Consider the following 26,011-nt stretch of genomic DNA (forward strand, 5'->3'; position numbering starts at 1 on the left):
ACTACCAGATCGAGCACCACCTCTTCCCGAACATGCCCCGGCCCGCGCTCCGCCGCGCCCAGGTCATCGCGAAGGAGTACTGCGCGACCCACAGCATCCCGTACACCGAGACCACGCTCCTGGCCTCGTACGGGATCGTCATCGCCTACCTCAACCGCGTCGGCCTCTCCGCCGGTGGCGACCCGTTCGACTGCCCCGCATCGGCCGCATTCGGCCGCTGATCCCGGCACCCCGCACCACCCGACGCCTCCCGTCCGCCGCCCCACCGGGCCGCGACCGGGAGGCGTCGTCGTGGGGGCGCGCCCGAGCGGGCTAGCGCTTGCCCCAGTCCCACGACGGCGAGGTGAGGAGCCCCTGCCCGCGGAGCACCGTCTCGCCGTGCGGCTTCTCCAGCACCAGCTCCCCTGCGTCGGCGTGCTCCGACACGGCCGCGGCGAGCCCCGGGGCGTGCGTCACCACGAGGATCTGCACGTTCCGCGACGCCTCCGCGATGAGCTCCCCGAGGGCGGGCAGCAGATCGTGGTGCAGGCTCGTCTCCGGCTCGTTGAGCACCATGAGCTCGGGCGGCTCCGTGGTGAGCAGCGCGGCCGTGAGCATCAGCATGCGCAGCGTGCCGTCCGAGAGCTCGGCGGCGTCGAGGACCCGGAGGATGCCGGGCTGCCGGAGGCCGAGCGACATGACGCCGTCCTGGGAACGGACCACGATGGTGGAGCCGGGGAACGCCCGGTCGACGAGGGCGTCGAGCGCGTCGCCGTCCCCCCACTCCCGGATGGTCTGCACGGCCGCCGCCAGGTCCGAGCCGTCGCTCGCGAGGACGGGCGTGCGGGTGCCGACACGGGGCCGCCGGGCCGGCGCGTCGGCGTCGGTGCGGAGGTGGTCGTAGAAGCGCCAGCCGGTCATCCGCCGCCGGAGGATCATCGCCTCCGGGCTGGTGACGGCGTCGGCGACCTCGCTGAGGACGCTGAGGTGCGGCGGCACCATGGCCGGGACGTGCATCCACCCGTCGGCCTCGTCGCGGACGCGCACGTCCTGCCACCGGCGCTCCAGCACCATCGACCGCGGGCGGGCGACCGGCCCGCTGAAGATCAGCTCGCGCTTGATCTCCGGATCACGTCCGAACAGCGTGGGCGGCAGCGCACGCGGATCGCGCTGCGGGATGCCGAGGTCGACGAGGTAGCCGAGCTCGTCGCCCGCGAAGCCGAGGCGGAGGGCGATGGGGCCCTTCCGCATGGTGCCCTGCACCTCGTGGTCGCCGTCGCGCATCGCCCGGCTGAGGCCCTCGGGACCCGCCCAGAGCACGGCCTCCAGCCCGCCCTCGCGCGCGAGCGCGCCGACCGAGCCGCCCTGCGCCATGTCGGCGATGAGCCGGAGCGCGCGGTACACGTTGGACTTGCCGCTGCCGTTGGCGCCCGTGATGACGTCGAGGCCGGTGAGGGGCAGCGCGAGGTCGCGGACGGAGCGGTAGCCGGAGACGGCGAGGGTGCGGATCATGCGGCGACCCTCCCACGGGCCGCCGACAGTCCCCCGCGCGCCGGGATCAGGCGTCCTGCGGCACCCGCACGGTGAGGCCGCCGGGGAGCACCTGGATCCTGAAGCCCACGGCCCGGCCGAACGGATCGCCGTCGAGCTCGATGTCCTCCTCCTTCTCGAGCCGGACCACGACCTCCTCGGCCGTGCGGTACTCGAGCGCGCGGACCTCCTTCTCGGGGCCCATGAGCCGGCGGCCGGCAGCCGTGCGGCGGACGACGCCGTTCTCCCACGCGACCTTCACCCAGATCTGGATCCAGCCGAGGATGCCCTCCGGGCGCATGAGGACGACGTCGAGGATCCCGTCGTCGACGGCGGCGTCCGGCAGCAGCAGGATGTTGGCGGGCAGCGATCCGCAGTTGCCGACGATGAGGGTGTGCGCGCGGCGGCGGTGCACGCTGCGGCCGTCGAGGCGGTAGCGCAGGCGGAGCTGGTCCTTGTCGCGGAGCGCCTTGAAGATCGCGTCGACGTACGCGAGCCAGCCGACCCGCTTCTTCAGCTCCGAGTCGGTGTTGGCGAGCATCTTGGCGTCGATGCCGACGCCCGCCATCACCACGAACACGTGCTTGTCGCGGGTCCCGTCCTCCCGCAGGATCTCGATGGCCGCGAGGTCGACCGCGCGGTCGTGGCCGGAGAACGCCGCCTCCAGCGAGTGGTCCACGTCGTTGAGCGTGAGCTTGAGGTTGCGGGCCAGCAGGTTGCCGGTGCCGGAGGGCAGGAGGCCGAGCGCCACGCCCGATCCGGACATGCCCTCGGCCACCGCGCGGACCGTGCCGTCGCCACCGGCCGCGATGACCATGTCGACGTCGTGGGACAGGGCCTCCTCGGCGGCGCCCTTGCCCGGGTCGTCCTCGCTGGTCTCGAACCAGAGGGTCTCCCCCCAGCCGGCGACGCCCGCCGCGTGCGCGACCTTCGCCTTCAGGGACTCCAGGTCGACCTTGATGGGGTTGTAGACGACGGCGGCACGGCGGCCCGCCCCGTCGGTCGACGCGGGTGAGGGTGCGGAGGCGGGGGTGGAGGTCGTCATCATGGTCACCTTACCGACGCGCGCGTCCCGTGAGGGGTGCGCGGAGCCCCCGCCGACGCCCGCTGTCCCGCGGACGACGACGCCGACCCGCGCGCGGGGCGCGGGTCGGCGTCGTCGTCGGGATCCCGGCGTCAGGAGCGCCGGGCCTCGTCCTCGTCGCCGAGGGGCTCGCGGACCTCCGCCACCTCCGGGTCGACGGGGTCGACCGCGAGCTGGAAGTGGTCGCCGTGCTGCTCGACGCCGTTGACCACGGCGTCGCGCATCATCTCGACCGCGACCTGGCGGCGCACGATGAGCGGATCCGTGCGCAGCTCCTTCCAGAGCGCGTAGCAGGCCACGAGCATCACGATCACGAACGGCAGCGACGCGACGACCGTGAGGTTCTGCAGGCCGGTGAGGGCCTCCGTGCCTCCCCCGCCGATGGCGAGCATGATCGCGGCCACAGCGCCCATGACGACGCCCCAAAAGACGACGACCTTGCGGCTCGGGTGCAGCGCGCCGCGCTGCGACAGCGTCCCCATCACGATCGACGCCGAGTCGGCGCCCGAGACGAAGAAGATCGCGACGAGCAGCATCACGAGGATGGTGCTGGCGCCGGCGAGCGGGTAGTGCTCCAGCAGCTGGAACAGCGTGTTGTCGCTGACCACGGCGCCGTCGACGGTCATGTCGCCGTCGGTCTGCTGCGCGTGGATCGCGGAGCCGCCGAAGATCGAGAACCAGATGAGGGCCACGATGCTGGGCGCGAGGAGCACGCCGACGACGAACTCGCGGATGGTGCGGCCACGGCTGATGCGCGCGATGAACATGCCCACGAACGGCGTCCACGAGATCCACCAGGCCCAGTAGAAGACCGTCCAGCTGGAGAGCCAGGAGCTCATCTCGTCGCCGCCGGTCGCCGCGGTGCGCGACGCCATCTCGGTCATGTCGCCGAGGTACGCGCCGAGCGTGGCGGGGATGAGGTTCAGGATGAGGAGCGTCGGGCCGACGACGAACACGAACACGGCCAGCACGACGGCCAGCACCATGTTGATGTTCGACAGCCACTGGATGCCGCGCGCGATGCCCGAGACAGCCGAGAAGATGAACGCGATCGTGAGGACCACGATGATGCCGATGAGGAGCGGGGCCGTGGCCTCGTCCACCCAGCCGTTGAACTCGAGTCCGGCGCCGATCTGCGTCGCGCCGATGCCGAGCGAGGCCGCCGAGCCGAAGAGCGTGGCGAAGATGGCGAGCATGTCGATGACGCGGCCCGCCCAGCCCTCCGTGCGCCTGGTGCCGAGCAGCGGCTGGAAGATCGAGGAGAACAGCTGCTTGCGGCCCTTGCGGAAGGTGCCGTAGCCGATGGCGATGCCGGCGACCGCGTAGATCGCCCACGGGTGCAGGCCCCAGTGGAACATCGCGGTGGCCATGGCCGTGCGGATCGCCGCCTCCGACTCCGGCTGCGTGGTGCCGGGCGGCGGGGTGACGAAGAAGCTGAGCGGCTCGGCGGCGCCGAAGAACATCAGGCCGATGCCCATGCCGGCGCTGAACATCATCGCGATCCACGACACCGTCTTGAACTGCGGCTTCTCGTCGTCCGCGCCGAGCTTGATGCGCCCGTAGCGGCTCGCGGCCAGCCAGATGACGAAGACCACGAAGAAGCTCGCGGACAGCACGAACAGCCAGCCGGCCTGGTCGATGACCCAGCTCTGGGCGGAGCCCGACACCGAGGCCAGGCCGTCGGTGCTGACGATGCCCCAGACGACGAACCCGACCGCGAGGACGGCCGTGACGCCGAAGACCAGGCGGTCGATCTTCGGGTGCTCCGGCTCGTAGAGGTCGACGGACCCGGTGAACCGGGCCTCGAGGAGGCGGTGGTCGGAGTGGTCGCGGCGAGGGGGCCGGGTGCCGTCGGGACCGGATCTGCGCTTCGGGACGAGACGGTCGAGGAGGCGTTCTGCGGACGTGCGCGTGGAGGTCATGGAGGGGATGGGCTCCTGTGGGTCGGGTGGAGGGGCATCGCCCACAGGGGGCCCGCGAGCGACCGGCCGATTCTAGGTGGCGGCCGCCGGATCGGCCGATTCGCCCTCTGCTCTTGCCATCCGCTATGGGGAGGGCTATTTAGACCGCCGGCGCGGCCTCGGCGAGCGGGAGGGTCGCGACCACCCGCGTGCCGTGGCCCAGCCTGCTGGCGATGCGCAGGGTCCCGCCGTGCGCCGTGACGGTGCCCTCGGCGATCGAGAGGCCCAGCCCGAGCCCGGGCACCGCGCCGTCGCGGGCGGACCGCGCGCGGAAGAAGCGGTCGAAGGCGTGACCCCGGTCCTCCTCGCTGAGGCCGACGCCCGTGTCGACGACGGAGAACGCGACCCCGTCCCCCTCGCGCGCGAGGACGACGTCGATCCGGCCGGACGGCGTGAAGACGAGGGCGTTGGAGACGAGCGCCTCGACGACCTGGACGAGCCGGTCCGCGTCGCCGTCCAGCACGATGCCCGCCTCGACCCGCGCCTCCAGCACCAGGCCCCGCTCGGCCGCGCGCACGGCGGCGGGCTGCACGACGGCCTCGACGAGGGCCGTCATGTCGACCGGTCCGCGGCGCAGGGTCGGAGCGTGGTCGGCGCCCTCGAGGAGCGAGCCGATGATGCTCGACAGCTGGGCCACGTTCCGCTGGATGACGGCGACCTCGGTCGCGATGCCCAGCTCCTCGGGATCGTGCAGCTCGTCGAGCAGGTCGAGGTAGCCGACGATGCTGGTGAGCGGCGTCCGGAGCTCGTGCGACACGGTCGCCAGGAACTCGTCGCGCACCTGGACGGCCTGGGCGAGGTCGGTCACGTCGTAGGCCCCGAGCACGGTGCCCGTCCGCTGGCCGGGCCCGCGTCCGATGGGCCGCACGGACAGCACCAGCGCCCGCTGGTTGCCGGGCTCCCCCACCCAGTAGACGGGCCCGTGCACCTTGTCGGCGTAGATCGCCTCCATCAGGACCTTGCCGTCCCGGGCCACGGGCGTGACGCGGTCGGATCCGTAGACGGACGTGGCCATGCCGGTCGCGTGGTCGTAGCCGGCGATCTCGAGGAGCGTCCGGACCGCCGCGTTGCGGATGACCGGGCGGTCGTCCGCGTCGAAGAAGACGATGCCGACGTCGACGGCGTCCGCCACGTCGCGGATGGCCGCGGTCTGCTCGCGGGACTCCTCGAGGAGCCGGGCCTGGGACTCGGTCGCCTCGGCGAGCTCCCGCTGGGCCCGTCGCAGCATCGCCGCCGTCTGCGCGGCCGCGGCGACCAGCAGCGCCGTGAGGAGGAGCCCGCCGACCAGGTCGGCCCAGCCCGCCCCCGTCTCGGGGAGGCTGCCGTCGCGGAGGACGGGGAAGACCGTGATGGCCAGCGCGCCCGCGACCGCCACGGGGACGCCGCCCGACGGGAAGCCGAACACGAGCCAGAGGAGCGGGAAGATCACGAGCAGCGCCGAGGCGGGGAGGGAGGCGGCCGTCGCGTCGCGGATCGCCGCGACGGCGAGCAGGTCGAGCGCGGGCACGACGATGAGGACGGCCGAGGGGATCCGCCGGGCCCGTGCGCAGACGACGGCCGCGACGGAGCCGACCAGCACCACCACGATGGCGGCCGCGTACCAGGGGTCGCGCTGGATGGCGGGCTCCTCCAGGGCGACGATGACGGCGACGACCGCGCAGCTGAGGAGGAACGGGACCTGCGCGCGGGTGGATCCGCGCTGCCGCCGCGCGTCCGCCGGTGCGCGGGAGGCGAGGGCGGGAGGGGCCATGCGCTGTCCTCCTCCGTCCGCCGTCGGAGGACGCCGTGGCATGAGCCTAGACCGGAGCACCCGCGCGTCGCCCTCCGCGACGCCGGGTCGACGCCCGCCGGATCCTCCGCGGACTCCCCGGGACCTCTTGAGCGGAAGCCGGGACGGGCTTGCGGGAAAGCTCGGGGAGGCTTGCGGATCCCCAGCGGGTGGCTTGAGGCCGCTCCGTCAGAGTGATGCATGTCGAAGGAACACCGGCCCGACACCGCGGGAGGCGCCAGACAGGCGCCGACGCAGGACCGGAGACGACCGGCGGGCAACCCACCCGCCGCCTCCCCGCAGCATGCGCGGAACAACCGCGCGAGAGAACAGGAATCCCCATGAACAAGATCGTCTCCGGTGCCGTCGCAGGTGCCGCCGGAATCGTCCTCCTCCTCGGCGGCGCCGGCAGCTTCGCGCTGTGGAACGCCAACGCGACGGTCGCCGCCTCGAGCGTCTCCTCGGGCAACCTGGCCCTCTCCGCCGACACCGCGGGCGTCTGGACCGACATCACCAACGGCGGCAGCAAGGTCATCGACCCGGCCACGTACCGCATGGTCCCCGGCAACGTCCTCCAGTACACGAGCGCGCTGACCGTCACGGCGACCGGCGACTCGCTCGCCGCGGACCTCACCTACAACCCCGTCTCCATCACCGGCGACGCGGCGCTCAAGGCGGCCGTCACCACGAAGCTCGACGTCACCTCGACCGACGCCAGCATCACCCCCGCCACCGCGGCGAACACCTTCACGGTCAAGCCCTCCACGTCCGCCTCGAAGGTGAACGTCGTCCTCACGGTCACGCTGCCCTCCGCCACCACCACGGGCCAGAACGGCACGCTCTCCTTCGACAAGCTCGCCTTCACGCTCACGCAGCGCGCGATCTAGTCCCGCATCTCACCTCCCCGCGGTGACGTCGCCCGCGGGGAGGGGGCCCCACCCGATCCACCCACCACCCGCACCACCACCGGAGAAGAGGACGACATGCGCAGGAACGAGGCCCCCGCCCCGCGTCCCGCGCACGGCCGTCGCTCCGCGCGACCGGCCCGCCGCAGCCCCCTCCGGGCCGCCTGGCTCACCACCGGCCTCCTCGCCGCCGTGGTCGTCGCCTCCCTCGCCGCGACCGGCGGCAGCTACGCCCTCTGGAACGGCGCCGCCAGCACGAAGCCGGCGAGCGTCACCAGCGGCACGACCGGCCTGGTCGTCACCCAGCAGTCCGCCCTCGACTCGTCGCGGCTCCTCCCCGGCCAGGGCACCGTCGGCACCTTCACCGCGAAGAACACCGGGACGGTACCCTTGGACGTGGCCGTATCCACCCGAAGCACCTCCTCCAACAGCGCCTTCCCCGGCGAGCTGTCGCTGCGCTTCGGTCCCGTCGCCACGACGGCCGACTGCGTGCACGGCGCCACGACGTTCTCCGGCCGTCCCGGCCAGGTGAACGCGCCCACCGGCTTCGTCCGCATCCAGCCCGGCGCCTCCTCGGTCGTCTGCACCGAGGTCGTCCTCGACCAGGACGCGCCGCAGAGCGTGCAGGGATCCACCGCCCAGATCACCTTCTCCCTCGTCGGCACGCAGGTGCGGCCGTGAGCCGCACCCGCCGTCCCCGCGGCCGCGCGCACGCCGCGCTCCTCGTCGGCCTCACGGTCCTCCTCGTCGGCATCGGCGGGACCGCCGGGCACGCGCTCTGGGCGTCGTCCACCACCACGAGCGCGAACGTCCAGAGCGCCACGGTCGCCGTGACCGAGAGCGGCTTCGACCGCCTCGCCGGCGAGCTGACGGCGCAGGCCCCGACCCGCACCGCGGCGGTCCTCGTCACGAACACGGGCTCCACCCGCGCCGCGTGGACCGGCACCATGGCCGCGCCCACCTCCTCCTCGAACGACCAGTACTTCGCGCGCAACGTGCGCGTTGTCGCCTGGGCCGCGAGCGGCTCGAGCTGCACGGCCAGCACCCCCGTGGGCTCGGATGCCGCCACCGCCAACTGGGTGGTCCCGCCCACGCTGTCCGGGACGCTGTCCGCGGGCGCCTCCGCGACCTGGTGCGTGCGCACCACCGCGACGGCGTTCCCGACGGGATCCGCCTCCGTCACGGCCACGCTGACGACGGCGCTCGGATCCGGCAGCTGGACCGGCCGCGACACCGCCACCGCCCGCCAGACCACCCCCGCGCCCACCGTCACGGGCGGCTTCGCCTGCACGCCCCAGGACGGGAACTGGTACGTCGTCGTCGGATGGGACACCTCGGTCTCGTCGCTCGAGTCGAACTACAACGTGATGGTCAACGGCACGCGCATCGCCACCTCGCAGGGCTACTACGGCAAGGCGTCCATCAGCGGTTCCGAGGTGCCCGCGACCCTCGCCCCCGACGGCACGGTCAAGGTCACGGTCGACCTCCTCGACTCCCAGAACCGGGTCGTGCGCCAGGTCGCGAGCGGCACGGTCGTGGCCTTCACCCAGAGCGGCGCGCGCAGCTTCCGCTGCTCCTGACACCGAGCTCCCCGACCCGGACGAACCGACCATGCCCCGCCTCATCCCCCGCCGCACCGCCCGGCACGCCGACGCCCTCGGCCGCCCCGCGGACGACCTCGCGCCCGTCGAGCTCGAGGCGGGCACCACCGTCCGCGGTGCCGTCGCCCAGCTGGCCCGGTCCGCCGCGGTGGGCCTCAGCGTCGGGATCCTCCTCGTGGTCATCGGGCTCGCGGGCGTGCTGCTCGTGGTGCCGAAGGTCTCCGGATCCGTGCCGCTGACGATCCTCACGCAGTCCATGGAGCCGACGCTGCCGCCCGGGACGCTCATCGTGGTGCGGCCCGTGGACCCCGACGCGCTCGAGGTCGGCGACGTCGCGACGTACCAGATCCGCTCGGGCGACCCCGCGGTCATCACGCACCGGATCACCGCCATCGCGTCCGCCTCCGACGGCACGCGCTCCTTCACCTTCCAGGGCGACAACAACGCGTCGCCCGACTCGCTGCCCGTGACGCCGGCGCAGATCCAGGGCGAGGTCTGGTACTCGGTGCCGCTCGTCGGCTGGGCGAACCAGGCCGTGAACGGGCAGGCCCGCAGCTGGATCATCCCGGCCGCCGCGGTCGCGCTCCTCGCCTACGCGGCCGTCACGATCGTCACGGGCGCGCTGCAGACCCGGCGGCGGCGTCGCGCGTCGGCCGCCGAGGACGTGGTGGCGGAGGGCGACCACGTGCACTCCGACGAGATGGCGGCGGGCGTCGCCGAGGCGGCGCGCGCGGATCCCTCGCACCCGGGCCTCGATGGGGCCCCGTCGGTCCCCACCGCGCGCCCGCGGGGACGCCACCGCCGCTGAACCGCCGGGCGACCCGCCCCCACACGGACGACGGACGGCCCGGCCGCTCCCCGCGAGGGGGCCGGCCGGGCCGTCGTCTCATCGCGCCGCGGGTCAGCGCCCGGAGCGCCGCTTGCTGTAGACGTCGAAGGCGACCGCGAGGAGCAGCACCAGGCCCTTGATGACCTGCTGCCACGCCGCGTCCACCGACAGGATCGACAGGCCCTGGTTGAGCACGCCCATCACGAGTCCGCCGATGACCGCGCCGACGACCGTGCCGACGCCGCCCTGCACCGCCGCGCCGCCGATGAACACCGCGGCGATCGCGTCGAGCTCGAAGCTCTGCCCGGCCGAGGCCACCGCGGATCCGGCGCGCGCCGTGCTGACGACGCCCGCGAGCCCGGCGAGCAGGCCCATGTTCACGAAGATGAAGAAGTTGACCCAGCGGGTCTTCACGCCCGACATCATCGCGGCGAACAGGTTGCCGCCCATCGCGTACACGTGCCGGCCGAACACCGTGCGCGTGAGGAGGAACGAGTAGAGCAGGACGAGCGTCGCCAGGATGATCAGGATGATCGGCGTCCCGCGGTTGTACGCCAGCAGGTAGCAGAGGTACATGATCGCGAAGACGGCGATGGCGGTGCGGATCCAGAACGAGATCGCCCGCTCGCGCGGCAGCTCGAGCTTCCGGAGCGTCGACCGCGTGCGCAGCTGCTGCACCACGAGCGCGAGCGACACGAGCGCGCCGATGCCGAGCGTGATGAGGTCGGGCGTGCCCGACGTCGGCAGGTTGCCGGATCCGATGGAGTTGAACTCGGCCGGGAGCCCCGAGATGGTGCCGCCCGTGAGGAGCACGAGCGCCACGCCGCGGAACACGAGCATGCCCGCGAGCGTGACGATGAACGCCGGTATCCCGACGAACGCCACCCAGAAGCCCTGCCACGCGCCGATGAGCGCGCCGACCACGAGCGACAGGACGACCGCGGTCCCCCACGGCAGCCCCCACTCGTTCATGCTGAGCGCGGCCACGGCGCCCACGGTCGCGACGACCGAGCCCACGGACAGGTCGATGTGGCCCGCGATGATCACGATGACCATGCCCATGGCGAGGATCAGCACGTACGCGTTCTGCTGGATGAGGTTGGCGACGTTGCCCGGGTAGAGCAGGCGCCCCTCGGTGAGGACCTGGAACAGCAGGATGATGACGGCGAGCGCCGCGAGGATCCCGTACTGGCGGAGGTCGATCCGTCGGCGCGGGCGCTTCTTCACGCCGTCCGGCGTGGGCACGTTCGGCGCGGTGGCCTGCTCGGGCATGACGGTCACTGGTCGACTCCTGACTTCCGGCTGGCGGTCATGTGCCGCATCAGCTCCTCCTGTGTCGCGTCGGCCCGGGCGACCTCCGCGGTGAGCCGGCCCTCGGCGATCGTGTAGATCCGATCCGAGAGGCCGATGAGCTCGGGCAGCTCGGAGGAGATGACGATGACCGCCTTCCCCTCGGCCGCGAGCTGGTTGATGATGCTGTAGATCTCGTACTTCGCCCCGACGTCGATGCCGCGCGTGGGCTCGTCGAGGATGAGGACGTCGGGACCCGAGTAGATCCACTTGCTGAGGACGACCTTCTGCTGGTTGCCGCCGGACAGCTTGCCGACGACCCCCGAGACGTCGGGCGTCTTGATGTTCATCTTCTTGCGGTAGTCGTCGGCGACCGCGTACTCGCGGTGCCGGTCGATCACGCCGAGCTTGACGAGCTTCGAGAGCGCGGCGGCCGAGACGTTCACCGTGATGCTGCCGATGAGGTTCAGCCCGTAGCGCTTCCGGTCCTCGGTCGCGTAGGCGATGCCGTTCTTGATGGCCTCGCTCACGGTGCGGGTGCGGATCTCCTTCCCGTCCTTGAAGATCCGGCCGGTGATCCCGGTGCCGTACGAGCGCCCGAAGATGCTCATCGCGAGCTCGGTGCGTCCCGCGCCCATGAGGCCCGCGAACCCGACGACCTCGCCCGCGCGGACGCTGAACGACGCGCTGTCGACGACGACGCGGTCGACGTCCACCGGGTGGTGCACCGTCCAGTCCTCGACGCGGAGCTTCTCCTCGCCGATGTGCGGATCCCGCGGCGGGAACTGCGCGTCGAGCGGGCGGCCGACCATGGCGCGGATGATGCGCGTCTCGATCTCGTCCGAGTCGGTGACCGGGAACGTCTCGATGGTCTTCCCGTCGCGGATGACGGTGACGTCGTCCGCGATGGCCCGGATCTCGTTGAGCTTGTGGCTGATGATGATGCTCGTGATGCCGTCGTCGCGCAGCAGGCGGATGAGGCCCAGCAGGTGCGCGGAGTCGTCGTCGTTGAGCGCCGCGGTCGGCTCGTCGAGGATCAGGAGCTTCACCTCCTTGGAGAGCGCCTTCGCGATCTCCACGAGCTGCTGCTTGCCCACGCCGAGCTCGAGCACGCGCGTCGCCGGGTTCTCGTCGAGGCCCACGCGCTTGAGGAGCTTGACCGCCTCGAGGTTGGTCCTGTTCCAGTCGATGACCCCGCCGCGCGACATCTCGTTGCCGAGGAAGATGTTCTCCGCGATGGAGAGGTAGGGGCTGAGCGCGAGCTCCTGGTGGATGATGACCACCCCGTCGCGCTCGCTGTCGTTGATGGATCCGTAGCGGACCTCACGGCCGTCGATGGTGATCGTGCCCTCGTACGTGCCGTGCGGGTAGACGCCGCTGAGCACCTTCATCAGCGTCGACTTCCCGGCGCCGTTCTCGCCGCAGATGGCGTGCACCTCGCCGCGGCGGACGGTGACGTCCACGCCGTCGAGGGCGCGGACGCCGGTGAACTCCTTGACGATGCCGGTCATCTGGAGGATGACGTCGTCCATTGCTTCTCCTGGTTCCCGTTCGGGTCGGTGGCGCGCGCCGGGAGGCGCGCGCCGGGTGGAGACGGATGCGCGGCCGACGGGCGCCCGGCGTGGTGCCGGGCGCCCGTCGGCCGCGATGGTGGCTACAGGCCGACGTCGGAGGCCTTGAGGAAGCCGGAGTCGACGAGCACGGACTGGACGTCGTCCTTCACGACCACCTGCGGGTCGAGGAGGAACGACGGGACGACCTTGTTGCCGTTGTCGTACGACTCGGTGTCGTTGACGGTGACCTCGTCGCCCGCGACGATCTCGCCGATCATCTTCTGGACCTGGTCGCCGAGCGCCCGGGTGTCCTTCCAGACGGTCATCGACTGCTTGTCGGCGAGGATCGCCTGCACGTTCGCCTTGTCGGCGTCCTGGCCCGTGATGACGGGCCAGTCGGCGCCGGGCGCGTAGCCGGCGCTCGCGAGCGACGCCTCGATGCCGAGCGCCAGGCTGTCGTTGGGCGAGAGGACGACCTGGACCTTCTCACCGCCCGTGTAGAACGACTGCAGGCGGTTGTCCATCTCGGCCTGCGCGTCGTCGGATCCCCAGCCGAGGATGCCGATGGACTGCCAGTCGGCGCTCGTGGCCGGCGACTTGCCCGAGGGCACCGTCAGCTTGCCGCTCGCGACGTAGGGCTGGAGGACGTCCCACGCGCCGCCGAAGAAGAAGGCCGCGTTGTTGTCGTCGGGGCTGCCGGCGAAGGGCTCGAGCGTGAAGGGCCCGGCCGCGTTCTCGAGGTCGAGCGTGTCGCGGATGAACTCGCCCTGGAGCGTGCCGACCTTGTAGTTGTCGAAGGTGGCGTAGTAGTCGACGGCGTCCGTGCCGTTGATGAGGCGGTCGTAGGCGATGACCGTGACGCCCTGGCTCTTCGCGTCCTCGAGGGCGGGGCCGAGGGTCTTGCCGTCGACGGCCGCGACCACGAGGATCTTGGCGCCGCCCGCGACCTGGTTCTGGATCTGGCTGATCTGCGCGTCGGTCTTGTTGTCGGCGTACTGGAGGTCGACGGTGCAGTCGTCGCCCTCGAGCTTGGTCTTCAGGCCCTCGCCGTCGTTGATCCAGCGCTCGAGGCTGCGCGTGGGCATCGAGATGCCGACGTTGCACTCGGTGCCCGAGGCGTCGCCGCCGCCGTCGCCGGAGCCGGTGTTCGTGGCGCCCTGCGGCGCGCACGCGGTCATGCCGACGGCGACGCCGGCGAGGAGGAGGAGGGAGCTGATCTTTCGTGCGTTACGTCCGGATGCCATGGCGGCGGGTCCTCTCGGGTGGCCCGTCCGGGTGATGCGGGAGCACCGGGCGGTCGCGTCCTCGCGAGGGCCGGTGCACCGACGCGTCCTCGGGTCGGGTGCTGGTGCGGTGAGTGCTGGTGGTGGTGCGGGTTCCGTGCGGGGCGACGCCCGGCGGAGCGGCCGGGTCGCGGCGGTCCGTGCGTTTGTCGTCGTGGTGAACTTATCCATTTCCGCAGCCGCCGATACGGCATCCGGCAGACGTTATCCAAGCGTTACCGCCGTGGCCCGCGGACGGGGGCGGGCGCTGCGGGAGCAGGCTCAGACGCGCCCGGGCCCGGTCGCGGGCGGCAGCAGCCCGAGCTCCATCGCGAGCGTGACCGCGCGGGTCCGGTCGCCGACGCCGAGCTTCTCGAACGCGTGAAGCAGGTGGGTCTTCACGGTCGCGGGCGTCACGTGCAGCTCCAGGGCGATGCGCGCGTTGGTGCGGCCCGCGGCCACGAGCGCGAGCACCTCGGTCTCGCGCGGGCTGAGGGTCGGAGCGGGGGCGACGGGCTCCGCGGCGGGGCGCCCCACCTGGCGGACCAGGGCCGCGGCGATCGCGGGCGCCAGCGCGACCTCGCCGCGGGCCACCGCGCGGACGCCCGCGAGGATCTCCTCCTCCGGCGCCGCCTTCAGCAGGTAGCCGCTCGCCCCCGCCTCGATCGCGGTGAGGATGCTCGCGTCGGTCTCGTAGGTCGTGAGCACGAGGACGCGCACGTCCGGCGCCGCCTCGCGGATCCGCGCGGTGGCGCCGACGCCGTCGAGCCCGGGCATGCGGAGGTCCATGAGGACGACGTCGGGGCGCTCCGCGAGGGCGAGCGCGACCGCCGCGTCGCCGTCGGCCGCCTGGCCGACGACGTCGATGTCGTCCGCGGAGGCGAGGAGCGCGGCGAGGCCGGCGCGGACGACCGGGTGGTCGTCGACGACGGCGACGCGGATGCGCGGGGGCGTCATGCGCGGACCCCGGCGGAGGCGCCGGACGGGGACGGGGTGACGGTCGGCGACGGCGTCACGTCGGCGCCGGGCCGATCGGCGGAGGAGGCGGCGGCCGGTGCCGCGGGTGCCGCCGCGGGCGACGCGTGCGCCGGGATCCGCGCGGTCAGCCGCGTGCCGTCCGGGCCGCTCGCGACGTCCAGGCGCCCGTCGGCCGCAGCGAGCCGGCGTCGCATCCCGGCGAGGCCGTAGCCGCCGGATGCACGGGCGGGGTCGAAGCCGCGGCCGTCGTCGCGGATCGTGAGGACGACGTCGCCCCCGTCACGGGCGAGGACCAGCTCCACGGCGGTCGCGCCCGCGTGGCGGCGCACGTTCGCGAGGCCCTCCTGGGCGCAGCGGAGGAGGACGACCTCGGCGTCGCGGTCGACGGATCGGCCGCCCGCGTCGGCGCGCACCTCGACGGGGGTGCCCGTCTCGCGGGCCAGGCGCGCGCCCAGCCGGGCGAGGGCCGGTGCGAGGCCGTCCGTCAGCTCGACGGGCGCGGTAGCCGCGACGATCGCGCGGGTCTGGGTGAGCGCGTCGCGGGCGCCCGCCTCGAGCTGGGCGAGGGTCTGGTCCATCGCGTCCGTCTCGCCGCCGCGGAGCTCGCGCCGGCCGCGCTGGGCGAGCATCACGAGGCCGGTGAGGTCCTGCGCGACGGTGTCGTGGATGTCCGCGGACAGCCGCTCCCGCTCCCGGGCGGTCCCCGCCTCACGACCGAGCTCCTCGACCTGCGCCTGCGCCGCCCGCAGCCCTTCCAGGAGCTGCAGGCGCTCGCGGCTGAGGTCGGCGATCCGCGTGATCCAGAGCCCGAGCGCGATGGTGCCGCCGAGGCTGAGCCCCTGCGACAGGGCCATGGTCGGGAGGGCGCCCGGCAGGTCGCCGAAGCCGACCACGAAGCCCACGGCGATGGATCCGGTGAGCACGAGGGTCCCGATGACGGCGTCGCGCACCCGGTCGAGGAGCAGCCAGACGAGCGGACAGAGCACGCACTGCACGACGGCGAACGACGACATGCTCGCGACGCCCCAGGTGGCGGCGGGGATGACGAGCGCGAGGAAGACGACCGCTGCAGGCGTCGGGGGCAGCCGAGCCTCCGTGGCGGCCGCCGCCGCGGAGGACTCGAGCGCACGGCGGCCCACCAGGAGGTACAGGGCGGTCATGGCCGCGATCGCGCCCCACGCGCCCCATCCGACGTCCCCGCGCGAGCCGACGGCGAGCACGACCAGCACCGCCATCGTCACCGCGTACGCGAGGTGGACGGTGCGGACCGGGATCATCCCCTGAGCCTGCCATCCCGCCCGGTGATCGCGCACGGTCAGGAGTCCCGGCGGATCCAGCGGAACGTGGCGACCGCGGCGATCGTGCCGCCGACCAGCCAGATCGCGAGGACGACCGCGACGCCCGCGAGATCCCAGGTGCCTCCGCGCTCGACGGCCGCGAGCGCATCCGGCAGGAACACGGCGCGCATGCCCTGCGCCATCCACTTCAGCGGCAGGAACGCGGCGACGTCCTGCAGCCAGGTCGGCAGCATAGTGAAGGTCAGGTACACGCCGCTGATGAACTGCAGCACGAGCACGATCGGCGTGATCACCGCGGTGGCCGAGGCGCCGGAGCGCGGGATGCGGCTGAGCGCGATGCCGAGCACGGCCGACGAGGTGATCCCGAGCGCGTACACCCACGCGAACGTCGCCCAGCGGCCGGCGTCGATCGGCAGCTCCACCCCGAACGCGAACCGGGCGACGAGCAGCAGCACGACCATCTGCAGCAGCGAGGTGACGACCACCTGCCCGCCCTTGCCGATGAAGTACGAGAGCACGGGCAGCGGGGATCCGGCGAGCCGCTTGAGCGTGCCGTCGCTGCGCTCCATCGCGATGTCGACCGCGAGGTTCTGCACGCCCGAGAGGAGGATGCCCGCCGCGATCATGCCGGGCAGGTAGTAGGCCGCGGCGCTGACCCCGCCGGATCCGTCGGGCGCCGTGCCGAGGTTGCCGGACGACCCGAAGGCCACCGAGAAGATCGACAGCATGATGACCGGGAACAGGAACGTGAAGATGATCGTGTCGGTCTGCCGGAAGTAGCGGCGCACCTCGTAGCGGACGCGATGGATCCCGAGAGGGAGGACGCCGGGCAGGGCAGGGGCGCGGTCCGCGGCGGGACGCGCGGGGCGGACGGCGGTCATGCCGCCACCTCCTCGGCGGCGGTCGGGGCGACCGGGGTCGCGGCGTCGGCCGGGCTCCCCGCCTCGGCGAGCAGCCCGAGGTACACGTCCTCGAGGCTCGGCCGCACGATGCGCAGGTCGCGCGGCTCGCCGCCGGGCGTGGCCGCCGACAGCGCCGCGACGAAGGCGCCGGGTGTCCGGGTGCGCTCGTCGTGGGATCCGTCGTCGTCGCGCCAGAGCACCCGCGGGATCCGCGCCTCCTCTCCCCCGATCTCGTCGAGCCGCCCGATCGCCACCAGGCGCCCGCCCGCGATCACCGCGGCCCGGTCGCCGAGCTGCGCCGCCTCGTCGAGGTAGTGCGTGGTGAGGAGGATGGTCGTGCCCTCGGACTTGAGCTCGCGGATGAGGTCCCAGAACCGGTGCCGGGCCTCCGGGTCGAAGCCCGTGGTCGGCTCGTCGAGGAAGAGCAGCTCGGGGCGGCCGATGATCCCGAGGGCCACGTCCACCCGCCGGCGCTGGCCGCCCGAGAGCGCGCGCAGCAGGGTGCCGGCCTTCTCGGTGAGGCCGACGGCCGCGATCGTCGCGTCGACGTCGCGGGGCCGCGGGTACATCGCGGCGAAGTGCGCGACCTGCTCGCGCACCGTCATGGCGCCGCTCTCGGAGCTCGACTGCAGCACCATGCCGATGCGGGCGCGCCAGGCGCGGCCGCCGGTCGCGGGATCCACGCCCAGCACGGACGCCGATCCGCCCGTGCGCAGCCGGTATCCCTCGAGGATCTCGATGGTCGTGGACTTGCCCGCGCCGTTGGGCCCGAGGAGGGCGAACGTCTCGCCGCGGTGGATGTCGAAGGTGACGCCCCGGAGGGCGGTGGTCGTGCCGTAGGTCTTCTCGAGGTCGCGCACGCGGACGTGCTCCTCGACGGCTGCTGTGGTCATGGGTCCAGCGTGGCGGGCGGCGGGCGGGAGCGGAACGGCCGAGCGGTCGATCCCCGGCATCGGCCGATCGGTGGATGCGTCGCCGCCTCCGACGCCCGTCCCCCGCACGGCGGACGCGACGCCGGCCCGCCGCGGGCAGGCTGGAGGGGTGACCGCCCTCCTCGGAACGCCCCCGCCCGCGCCCGCCGCCTACGCCGGCCCGACGTCCGCCGGGGAGCGCAGCCTCGCGCCCGACCTCCTCCGCGGGATCGCGCTGCTCGGTATCGCGCTCGCGAACTCCGTCTACTTCATCGTCGACCGCCCGACCGGTCCGCTCGGCCGCCCGACGGACGGCACCGCGCTCGACCACGTCGCCGACGTGCTCGTCGGGACGCTCGTCGACAACCGGGCCTTCCCGCTGTTCACGATGCTCTTCGCGTACGGCTTCGCGGTGATCCTGCGGCGCCAGGCCGCCGCGGGCGTCGACGGGCCGCGTGCCCGACGGCTGCTCCTCCGACGGAGCGCGTGGCTCATCGTGTTCGGGGCGCTGCACGTGGTGCTGCTGTTCGAGGGCGACATCCTGCTGTCGTACGGGATCCTCGGGCTCGCCCTCGCCGCCATGTACCGCGCGAGCGACCGCGCGTTCCGCGTGCTCGTGTGGGCGCCCGCGATCGTGTTCCTCATCGTGGCTGGGGCGGACGGCCTCACGGGCGGCGACGGATCCGGCGCGCTCCTCGGCGGCGACGGCACCTTCCTCGGCGACCTCGCGAGCCGCGCCGTCGCCCTGGCCGCGATCCTCGTCGCGACGCCCGTGACGGTGGGCGCGCTGGTGCCGCTGGCCGCGATCGGGATACTGCTCGGCCGCCGCCGCGTGCTCGAGGACCCGGCCGCGCACCTGCCGCTCCTGCGCCGACTCGCGCTCGTCGGGATGCCGGTCAGCGTGCTCGGCGCGCTGCCGCTCGTGCTCGCGGCCGTGGGCGCCCTCGACGCGGATCCCGTGGCGCTCTACCTGCTCGGCGTCCTGCACGGCGCGACCGGCGTCGGGGGTGCGCTCGGGCTGCTCGGCCTCGTGGGCTGGGCGGTCGCCGCGCGGGCCCGCCGCGGGGATCCGGCGCCCGGCCCGGTGCTCCGCGCGCTCGTGGCCGTGGGCCGCCGCTCCCTGACCTGCTACCTGCTGCAGTCGGTGCTGTTCGCGATCCTGCTGGAGCCGTGGTCGCTCGGCCTCGGCGTCGGCGCGGGAACCGGCCGCATCGCGCTGATCGCGATCGGCGTGTGGCTCGTCACCGTGGCGGTGGCCGTGGCGCTCGAGCGCGTGGGCCGGGCGGGCCCCGCCGAGCGGGCGATCCGCCGCCTCAGCTACGGACCGCGCCCGGCGGCGGGACCCGCGGCGCCCGGGCAGCCCGTCAGCGCGGGATGAGCCCCTCCGTGCGGTAGCGGTCGAACAGCCCGAGGAAGCTGTCGAGCGTGCGGTGGAACGTGTGGAAGCCGGCGAGCCGGCTCTTGCTGATGTCGGTGACGACCTCGATGTCGCGGCCGAGGTCGGCGTCGGTGTGCCACCAGGAGGCGATCCGGTCCAGGTCGGACTCGGCCAGCCCAGCCTCGCGGGCGATGCGCGCCCACTCGTCCTCGTAGCCCGCCATCTGCTGCTCGAGCGGACGCGGCGCGTCCTCGAAGCCGACCGGCTCGACGCCGAAGTACGCGGCGAGGCGCGGCCACATCCAGCGCCAGCGGAAGACGTCGCCGTTGACGACGTTGAAGGCCTCGTCGCGGCCGGCCTCGGCGGTGGACGCCCAGACCATCTGGTCGGCGAGCACGGTCGCGTCGGTGACGTCGGTGAGGCCGTTCCACTGGGTCTCGCTGCCCGGGAAGACGAACGGGAGGCCGAGGTCGCGGCAGATGGATCCGTAGACGGCGAGGGTCAGGCCCATGTTCATCTGGTTGCCGACCGCGTGCCCGATGACGGTGTGCGAGCGGTGCACCGACCACGCGAAGCCCTGGCGCTCGGCGGCGGCGAACAGCTCGTCCTCCTGCGCGTAGTAGAAGTTCGGCGCGTCGAGGCGCTCCTCCTCCTCGTGGAACGGGGTGTCGGGCATGTTCCCCTGCCCGTAGGCCTCGAACGGGCCGAGGTAGTGCTTGAGCCCGGTGACGAGCGCGGCGTGCTCGACGGGCGCGCCGTCGAGGGCGGCGAGGAGGTCGCGCACCATGCCGCCGTTGACGTCGATGTTCTCCTGCTCGGTGGCCTGGCGCGACCACGCCGTGAAGAACACGTGGCTCGGCTCCTCGCCGGCGAGCGCGCGGCGGAGGTCGTCGGCGGAGCGGAGGTCGGCGCTGATCCAGCGCACCCCCGGGCGGTCCGCCCCGGCCCGGCGGCTGAGCGCGAGAACGTCCCAGCCCTCGGCGGTGAGCTGGTCGACGAGCGCGGATCCGCTGATGCCGGTCGCGCCGACGACGAGGGCCGTGCGGCCGGTCCCGTCGGAGCGGGGGGATGCGGCGGGGGCGGGCGTGCGGACGCGGGTCTCTCGGTTCTCGGTCATCCCCGTCCCCAACGACGAGGAGCCGCCCGGGCATTCCGGGCGGCTCCTCGTGGGCGTGTCGGTGGGGTCAGGCGGGGTGCGGCCCGTCCACCTCGGCGTCGGCCTCGCCGTCGACGCCGTCGCGGCCGGTGGAGGTGGCCTGCGTCGCGGCCGGATCCGCGGGTCCGTCGCCGAGGCCGGCGTCGGCGATGCGGCGGTCGAGGTCGGCGGCCATGGCGTCGGATCCGTCGTCCTTGTGGTCGTAGGCGACCTGCTCGGCGAGACCGGCGCGCTTCTCATCCGCGGTCGCCTCGCCGGCGCCGTCCATGATGGGCTGGTCCTGCTCGTGGGTGCTCATGGTCCGACGGTACCCCGTCCGGCCGGGGTGCGGATCCGCGGGGCGCTTGTCGACTCCCCGGCTCGCCTGCCACGCTCCAGGCACACCACCACGCGAGGGAGCGGACATGGCCGACACCGGATTCTCGAAGGACGAGCGCGACGCGATGAAGCAGCGCGCCCGCGAGCTGCGCGAGGAGGCGAAGCTGCAGAAGGCCGCCGACAAGCAGGCGGCGGCGCTGCAGGGCGTGCTCGACGCGTTCGCCGCCATGCCCCCGGAGGAGCGCGCGCTCGCCGAGTGGCTGCACGGCATCGTGCTCGCGCACGCGCCCGGCCTCGCGCCCAGGACCTGGTACGGGTTCCCCGCCTACGCCGACGCGGACGGCAAGCCCGTCGTGTTCTTCCAGCCGGGATCGAAGTTCGGCACGAGGTACTCGACGCTCGGCTTCCAGGATCCGGCCCTCCTCGACGAGGGCACCATGTGGGCGACCTCGTACGCGCTCACCGCGGTGGATCCGGCGAACGAGGAGCGCGTGGCGGATCTGGTGCGGCGGGCCGTCGGCGGCTGAGCGGGCCGCCGCCCGATCGGGGGCGTGCCCGATCGGGGGCTCCCCCGCGCGGGACGGTGACCGTAGATTGATGTCATGTCATCGATCACCTCCGCGCCCACCCTCGTCGGCGTCCCGTGCTTCTCCGGGGCGCCGTGGGACTTCGCGCCGCTCACCGCCCTCGCGGCGCACCCGACGCGCACGCTCCGGCTCCCGGACGACGCCGCGAGCGTCGACGAGGCGGCCGACGCCCTCGAGGACGCGGTCGCGGACCTGCCGCGCTACGTGCTCGTGGGCGACTCCTTCGGCGCCGTCGTGAGCCTGGCGCTGGCGCTCCGCCGACCGGCCGCGCTCGCCGGGCTGGTGCTCTCCGGCGGCTTCGCAGCGGATCCGACCCCCGCCTGGAAGACGCGCGCGGCGTCCCTCGCCCGGCACGTCCCGCGGGTGGCCTACGAGCAGGGGGTCCTCCGCTTCCATGCGGCGCAGCTCGCCTCCCGGCTGGACGCATCCGCCCCGCACCGGCTGACGCGGCGCGACTACCGGGAGCTGTTCCGGGTCCACACGCCCGCGGCCGCCTACTCCGCCCGCGTCGCCGCCGTCGTCGGATTCGACGTGCGGGCGCGCCTGCACCGGATCGCCGTGCCGACGCTGCTCCTGACGCCGGAGGACGACCGGCTCGTGGGGCCGGCCGCGGCCGCCGCCCTCCGCGACGGCCTGCCCCGTGCGCGCGAGCGGGTGCTGCCCGGCACCGGGCACATGCTCCGGTTCACGCATCCGGAGCAGTACGCGGACGCCGTGGACGCCTTCGTGCGGACCGAGGTGGGCACCGCCGTCGACGCGGCGACGGCCGCGGCGTGAGCCCCGCCGAGGAGCTCCGCTACCTGATCCTCGGAGCGCAGCGGGAGGGGGCGCGCGCGTACGCGGCGGCGCTCGGACCCACCGGGCTGACGCCCGCGCAGGCGGAGGCGGTCGTCGTGCTCGACGAGGCGCCCGGGATCAGCCTCGCCGCCCTCGGCGCGCGTATGGTCTGCGAGGCCGGATCGCCGAGCCGCCTCGTGGACGCGCTCGTGCGCCGCGGCCTCGTGCACCGGGATCCCGACCCGCGCAGCCGCCGCAGCGTCGTGCTGCGCCTGACCGCCGAGGGCCGGAGCCGGGTGGCGGACGTGCGCGCCGCCGAGGCCGCCGTGCACGACGCGATCGGCGGGGCGCTCGACGAGGGAGAGCTCACGGCCGCGATCGGCGCGCTCCGCCGTCTCCTCGACCGACGGCCGACCCTCGACGCCCTGACGCTGCGTCGGGCGGATCGCGCGGGCACGACGACCTGACGCCCCGCGTCAGCGCCCGTCGACGATGGACATGAAGCCGGCGAACGCGAAGACCGCGGGGACGAACAGCAGCAGGAAGCGGAAGACCACCCACGCGAACCAGCCCAGGCAGCCGATCGCGCCCGTGCGGCGGTCGCGCACGTCGAGGCGGCGGCCGTCGGCGGCGATGCGCGGCTCGCGCGGGTCAGGCGGCTGCTCATCGAGGTCGGCCCGCAGCGGGGCGGCCGGATCGCCGTCGCCGAGCAGGACGCGCTCGTCGCGGTACCGGACCGCGCGGCGCCGGATGCGCGCGGCGACGCCGTCGAGGATCCGGCCTGTCGCCTCCCACGGCCCGGCCTCCGCGAAGTCGGCGAGCTCGCGGCGGAAGAACACGAGGGTGCTGTCGACCATCTCCACGTCGAAGTCCGCCGCGTCGTCGATGAGCGCCGCCATCACGTCGGGCGTCAGCAGGTAGAGGGCGTCGCGCTCGTACTCCGCGGGCGCGTAGAGGCGGAAGTGCCGGTCGAAGTCGCCCTCGAGGGAGAGGCGCTGGTCGCGGCGCACGCTCGCCGGGAGGACACCGCCGTGCGAGTCGTTCGCGGTCGCGTCGAGCAGGAGGTGCGGCAGCGGCACGGGCAGCGTCACCGCCACGTAGCTCCAGCCGGTGCGACGGGCGCGCTTGCGCACGACGTTCCCGAACTCGACGCCCGCGGCCCGGAAGCGCGGGAGGACGAGGACGCCGCCCGCGTCCTCCGTGATGAGCGCGCGGAACGTGCGGCCGCCGCTGGGCTGGGGCTCGAACCCGTTGGCGAGCGCGGTGAGGTGCTGCCGCCATTCCCGCCCCCGGGCCTTGGGGGACGGCGGGCGGGCGGCCCACCGGTGCAGGAGGCGCGATCCGAGGAACCAGACGCCGAGCACCACGGCCGCCCCCGCGAGCCCCGCGATCGTCGACGGGGTCACGGTGCCGTCGCCCATGCCGTCGGTGACGACGCCCCAGTACATGAGGACGAGGCAGAGGCCCCAGAGCAGGAGCGAGTCGTTGACGTGCGCGAGCACCTTCCGGCGCGACGGCACCCACGACGGGCGCGCACCCTGCCGCACGCTCCGCATCGCGGCCGCTACCTCGTCTTCGGGCGCGCTCAGCCAGCGCAGGTCCATGGGCGTCCCCCTCGTCGATCCAGGGTAGGCGGCCGATCGCGCCTCGATGCCCTCGCCACCCTCCGGATGAGAGCATCTCCCCATGACCGACCTCGCCCGCCTCGGCTTCGCCTCCGTCGACGACCCGTACGAACCGGGCGCCCGGAAGCGCGATCTGACCCTCGACGACGTCGGCGCCGAGGAGGCGCTCACCGACGTGTCCGTGGCGTGGGACGTGCACAGCGCGCCCATGTGGGACGCGCCCGCGTACCTCGCCTCCCTCCTCGGCTCGGGCCCCTCGGTGGTCGAGGGTCTGCCACCCGGGCGCATCGCCCTGCTCATGTGCACCGCGTGCGGCGATCCCTACTGCGGCTACGTCGCCGCGGACCTGGTGATCACGGAGGACCGCGTCCTGTGGACCGGTGTGCGCTTCGAGTGGCCCCCGGGCATGTGGGAGTCCGCGCCGACGGGCATCAGGAGATGGATGCGACGCCTCCTCGGACGCGAACGACCCGAGGACCTCGCACCGTGGGCTGCCGAGCCGGACCCCCTCCACGAGGACCTGGTCTTCGACCGCGCGCAGTACGAGGCCGCCGTGCACCGCGAGATCGCCCGCACCGCCGATCCCGGGGCCGGCACCGCCGCCGCGGAGGCGTCCCGGGAATGATCCGCCGTCCCATGCGTTTGCATGGACATGGCCCGACCGGGCCGCGCGGAAGGAGCGCCTCATGACCGCCAGCACCCAGGGACTGCATCACGTGACCGCCATCGGCGGCGACCCGCAGCGGAACGTCGACTTCTACGTGCGCGCGATGGGCCTCCGGCTCGTCAAGCGCACCGTCAACTTCGACAGTCCCGGCAGCTACCACCTCTACTACGGCGACACCGAGGGCCGGCCCGGATCCCTCCTCACCTTCTTCCCGTGGAAGGGCGTGCCCGCGGGCCGCGTCGGCGCGGGGCAGTCCACGACCACCGCGTTCTCGGTGCCCGCCGGGAGCCTCGGCTGGTGGGCCGAGCACCTGCGCGAGGTCGGCGTCGCCTCGCAGATCTCGTCGACCGGATCCGAGGAGGAGCGCCTCTCGCTCCGCGACCCCGACGGGCTGCAGATCGACCTCGTCGCCTCCTCCGTCGTGGACCCGCGGGCGCCGTGGGACTCCGCCGACGTGCCGGCCGAGCACGCGATCCGCGGCCAGCACTCCTCGGTGCTCACGGTGCGCGATCCCGCGGGCACGGCGTCCGTCCTCACGGACGACCTCGGGCTCCGGCTCGTGGGCGAGCGCGACGGCCGCTTCCGCTTCGCCGCGGGTGACGGCGGGCCGGGCGCGATCGTCGACCTCGTCGCCGAGCCGGGCGCGCAGCAGGGCCTCACCGCGGGCGGCACCGTGCACCACGTCGCGTTCCGCGTCCCGGGCCTCGTCGAGCAGCAGGCGTGGCGCGACGAGCTGGTGGATCGCGGGCACCAGGTGACGCAGATCCTCGACCGGCAGTACTTCACCTCCATCTACTTCCGCGAGCCCGGCGGCGTGCTGTTCGAGATCGCGACGGACACCCCCGGGTTCGACATCGACGAGCCGCTGCTCGAGCTCGGCCGCAGCCTCCGCCTCCCGCCGTGGCTCGAGCCCAGCCGCGCGGACATCGAGGCCGCGGTGCCGCCGCTGCGACTGCCGGACGAGGACGCCTCCGACGCGGACGCTCCTGTCGAGTCCCCGGCCGACGGCTCCGCCGCGTGAGCGCGCTGCTCGACCGCACGCCCCACGAGTTCCAGCCCGGTGCCGACACCGGCCCCGTGATCCTCGGCCTCCACGGCACGGGCGCCGACGAGCGGCAGGGCCTCGAGCTCGCGCGGCTCGTGGCACCCGGGCAGCCCGTGCTGGCGCCGCGCGGGAGCGTGCGGGAGGGATCCGCGGCCCGCTGGTTCCGCCGGCACGCGGAGGGCGTCTTCGACGTCGACGACGTGGTCGCGCGGGCGGCCGAGCTGGCCGACCTGGTCGCCGAGGCCCGTGCGGCCTACGCCCTGGGCGGGCGCGCGATCGTCGCCGTCGGGTTCTCGAACGGGGCGAACATGGCCCTGGCGACCACGCTGCTGCACCCGACGGCGCTGCCCGCGTCCATCGCGTTCTCCGCGCGCTGGCCGCTCGGCGACCGGGTGCCGGCCGCGGATCTCGCGGGCACGCGGATCACGCTGCTCAACGGCGACGCCGATCCCATGGCGCCGCTCGTCGACGTGGAGCGGACCGTGCGCGAGGCCGTCGCCCGCGGCGCCGACGCCGTGTCGCATGTGCGCCCCGGCGGGCACGGGCTCGACGTGCGGGACCTCGACGCGGCCCGCGCGCGCATCCGCATCGGCTGACCGCCGGGGCG

Annotated in this window: 26 protein-coding genes; 12 read left to right on the top strand and 14 right to left on the bottom strand. The window is 73.7% G+C overall.

What is annotated here, in order from left to right; translation table 11 throughout:
• The coding region (locus tag BFL37_RS02595; RefSeq protein WP_172403725.1) for a fatty acid desaturase family protein at positions 1–221 on the top strand (221 nt) is incomplete at its 5' end.
• Between the two features lie 91 nt (positions 222–312).
• Here BFL37_RS02595 and BFL37_RS02600 read toward each other — a convergent pair.
• The 4 genes from BFL37_RS02600 to BFL37_RS02615 form a co-directional block, all read right to left on the bottom strand.
• A complete protein-coding gene (locus tag BFL37_RS02600; protein WP_086513615.1) occupies positions 313–1,491 on the bottom strand; it encodes an AAA family ATPase in 1,179 nt (392 codons plus the stop codon).
• A 46-nt stretch (positions 1,492–1,537) separates the two neighbouring features.
• Complete coding sequence (locus BFL37_RS02605) at positions 1,538–2,554, bottom strand: diacylglycerol/lipid kinase family protein (RefSeq protein WP_086513616.1); 1,017 nt, start codon at positions 2,552–2,554, stop codon at positions 1,538–1,540.
• Between the two features lie 131 nt (positions 2,555–2,685).
• A complete protein-coding gene (locus tag BFL37_RS02610; RefSeq protein WP_086513617.1) occupies positions 2,686–4,515 on the bottom strand; it encodes a BCCT family transporter in 1,830 nt (609 codons plus the stop codon).
• A gap of 139 nt (positions 4,516–4,654) precedes the next feature.
• A complete protein-coding gene (locus BFL37_RS02615) occupies positions 4,655–6,304 on the bottom strand; it encodes a sensor histidine kinase (protein WP_086513618.1) in 1,650 nt (549 codons plus the stop codon).
• Positions 6,305–6,663: 359 nt separating this feature from the next.
• Here BFL37_RS02615 and BFL37_RS02620 point away from each other — a divergent pair, with 359 nt between their 5' ends.
• The 4 genes from BFL37_RS02620 to BFL37_RS02635 all read left to right on the top strand — a co-directional run bounded on the left by BFL37_RS02620 (position 6,664) and on the right by BFL37_RS02635 (position 9,636).
• Positions 6,664–7,209, top strand: coding sequence for an alternate-type signal peptide domain-containing protein (locus BFL37_RS02620; RefSeq protein ID WP_086513619.1), 546 nt, complete (start codon positions 6,664–6,666; stop codon positions 7,207–7,209).
• A 96-nt stretch (positions 7,210–7,305) separates the two neighbouring features.
• On the top strand, positions 7,306–7,908 hold the full coding sequence (locus BFL37_RS02625) for a TasA family protein (RefSeq protein WP_086513620.1): 603 nt from the start codon (positions 7,306–7,308) through the stop codon (positions 7,906–7,908).
• Positions 7,905–8,807: a hypothetical protein gene (locus BFL37_RS02630; protein WP_086513621.1), complete on the top strand. Its 903-nt coding sequence runs from the start codon at positions 7,905–7,907 to the stop codon at positions 8,805–8,807. The genes BFL37_RS02625 and BFL37_RS02630 overlap by 4 nt, the downstream gene beginning before the upstream one ends.
• 31 nt (positions 8,808–8,838) lie before the next feature.
• Positions 8,839–9,636, top strand: coding sequence for a signal peptidase I (locus tag BFL37_RS02635; protein ID WP_086513622.1), 798 nt, complete (start codon positions 8,839–8,841; stop codon positions 9,634–9,636).
• A 93-nt stretch (positions 9,637–9,729) separates the two neighbouring features.
• On the opposite strand, the gene mmsB is transcribed toward BFL37_RS02635, so the two are convergent.
• The 7 genes from mmsB to BFL37_RS02670 form a co-directional block, all read right to left on the bottom strand.
• Positions 9,730–10,938, bottom strand: a complete 1,209-nt coding sequence (gene mmsB / locus BFL37_RS02640) for a multiple monosaccharide ABC transporter permease (RefSeq protein ID WP_086513623.1) — start codon at positions 10,936–10,938, stop codon at positions 9,730–9,732.
• Positions 10,935–12,479, bottom strand: a complete 1,545-nt coding sequence (gene mmsA / locus BFL37_RS02645) for a multiple monosaccharide ABC transporter ATP-binding protein (protein WP_086513624.1) — start codon at positions 12,477–12,479, stop codon at positions 10,935–10,937. Before mmsA ends, mmsB begins: the two co-directional genes overlap by 4 nt.
• A gap of 122 nt (positions 12,480–12,601) precedes the next feature.
• Positions 12,602–13,744, bottom strand: a complete 1,143-nt coding sequence (locus BFL37_RS02650) for a substrate-binding domain-containing protein (RefSeq protein WP_086513625.1) — start codon at positions 13,742–13,744, stop codon at positions 12,602–12,604.
• A gap of 300 nt (positions 13,745–14,044) precedes the next feature.
• Positions 14,045–14,719, bottom strand: coding sequence for a response regulator transcription factor (locus BFL37_RS02655; protein ID WP_086513626.1), 675 nt, complete (start codon positions 14,717–14,719; stop codon positions 14,045–14,047).
• Entirely contained in the window at positions 14,716–16,017 is a 1,302-nt protein-coding gene (locus BFL37_RS02660; RefSeq protein WP_241533814.1) for a sensor histidine kinase, read from the bottom strand. The genes BFL37_RS02655 and BFL37_RS02660 overlap by 4 nt, the downstream gene beginning before the upstream one ends.
• Positions 16,018–16,055: 38 nt before the next feature.
• Positions 16,056–16,919 carry an ABC transporter permease gene (locus BFL37_RS02665; RefSeq protein WP_086513628.1) on the bottom strand — a complete coding sequence of 288 codons (864 nt, stop codon included), beginning with the start codon at positions 16,917–16,919 and terminating at the stop codon, positions 16,056–16,058.
• On the bottom strand, positions 16,916–17,833 hold the full coding sequence (locus BFL37_RS02670) for an ABC transporter ATP-binding protein (RefSeq protein ID WP_086513629.1): 918 nt from the start codon (positions 17,831–17,833) through the stop codon (positions 16,916–16,918). The genes BFL37_RS02665 and BFL37_RS02670 overlap by 4 nt, the downstream gene beginning before the upstream one ends.
• 148 nt (positions 17,834–17,981) lie before the next feature.
• On the opposite strand from BFL37_RS02670, the gene BFL37_RS02675 reads away from it, so the two are divergent.
• Positions 17,982–19,229: a DUF418 domain-containing protein gene (locus tag BFL37_RS02675; protein WP_086513630.1), complete on the top strand. Its 1,248-nt coding sequence runs from the start codon at positions 17,982–17,984 to the stop codon at positions 19,227–19,229.
• Here BFL37_RS02675 and BFL37_RS02680 read toward each other — a convergent pair.
• Together BFL37_RS02680 and BFL37_RS02685 are read right to left on the bottom strand one after the other, a co-directional pair.
• Positions 19,216–20,346 carry an SDR family oxidoreductase gene (locus BFL37_RS02680; protein ID WP_086513631.1) on the bottom strand — a complete coding sequence of 377 codons (1,131 nt, stop codon included), beginning with the start codon at positions 20,344–20,346 and terminating at the stop codon, positions 19,216–19,218. The genes BFL37_RS02675 and BFL37_RS02680 overlap by 14 nt on opposite strands.
• Before the next feature lie 67 nt (positions 20,347–20,413).
• Positions 20,414–20,683, bottom strand: coding sequence for a hypothetical protein (locus BFL37_RS02685; protein WP_086513632.1), 270 nt, complete (start codon positions 20,681–20,683; stop codon positions 20,414–20,416).
• Between the two features lie 106 nt (positions 20,684–20,789).
• Between BFL37_RS02685 and BFL37_RS02690 the strand changes: the two genes are divergently transcribed.
• The 3 genes from BFL37_RS02690 (at position 20,790) to BFL37_RS02700 (ending at position 22,534) form a co-directional block, all read left to right on the top strand.
• Positions 20,790–21,230: an iron chaperone gene (locus tag BFL37_RS02690; protein WP_086513633.1), complete on the top strand. Its 441-nt coding sequence runs from the start codon at positions 20,790–20,792 to the stop codon at positions 21,228–21,230.
• Between the two features lie 75 nt (positions 21,231–21,305).
• Complete coding sequence (locus tag BFL37_RS02695; RefSeq protein WP_086513634.1) at positions 21,306–22,067, top strand: alpha/beta fold hydrolase; 762 nt, start codon at positions 21,306–21,308, stop codon at positions 22,065–22,067.
• Positions 22,064–22,534, top strand: coding sequence for a MarR family winged helix-turn-helix transcriptional regulator (locus BFL37_RS02700; protein ID WP_086513635.1), 471 nt, complete (start codon positions 22,064–22,066; stop codon positions 22,532–22,534). The genes BFL37_RS02695 and BFL37_RS02700 overlap by 4 nt, the downstream gene beginning before the upstream one ends.
• Before the next feature lie 9 nt (positions 22,535–22,543).
• Here the strand turns inward: BFL37_RS02700 and BFL37_RS02705 are convergent, their stop codons facing one another.
• Complete coding sequence (locus BFL37_RS02705; RefSeq protein WP_086513636.1) at positions 22,544–23,671, bottom strand: hypothetical protein; 1,128 nt, start codon at positions 23,669–23,671, stop codon at positions 22,544–22,546.
• An 82-nt stretch (positions 23,672–23,753) separates the two neighbouring features.
• Between BFL37_RS02705 and BFL37_RS02710 the strand changes: the two genes are divergently transcribed.
• The 3 genes from BFL37_RS02710 (at position 23,754) to BFL37_RS02720 (ending at position 26,000) form a co-directional block, all read left to right on the top strand.
• Positions 23,754–24,317 carry a hypothetical protein gene (locus BFL37_RS02710; RefSeq protein ID WP_086513637.1) on the top strand — a complete coding sequence of 188 codons (564 nt, stop codon included), beginning with the start codon at positions 23,754–23,756 and terminating at the stop codon, positions 24,315–24,317.
• A 61-nt stretch (positions 24,318–24,378) separates the two neighbouring features.
• Positions 24,379–25,380 carry a ring-cleaving dioxygenase gene (locus BFL37_RS02715; RefSeq protein WP_086513638.1) on the top strand — a complete coding sequence of 334 codons (1,002 nt, stop codon included), beginning with the start codon at positions 24,379–24,381 and terminating at the stop codon, positions 25,378–25,380.
• Entirely contained in the window at positions 25,377–26,000 is a 624-nt protein-coding gene (locus BFL37_RS02720) for an alpha/beta hydrolase (RefSeq protein WP_086513639.1), read from the top strand. Before BFL37_RS02715 ends, BFL37_RS02720 begins: the two co-directional genes overlap by 4 nt.
• Positions 26,001–26,011 lie beyond the last annotated feature (11 nt).

Source organism: Clavibacter michiganensis, assembly GCF_002151125.1.
Classification (GTDB): Bacteria; Actinomycetota; Actinomycetes; order Actinomycetales; family Microbacteriaceae; genus Clavibacter; species Clavibacter michiganensis_C.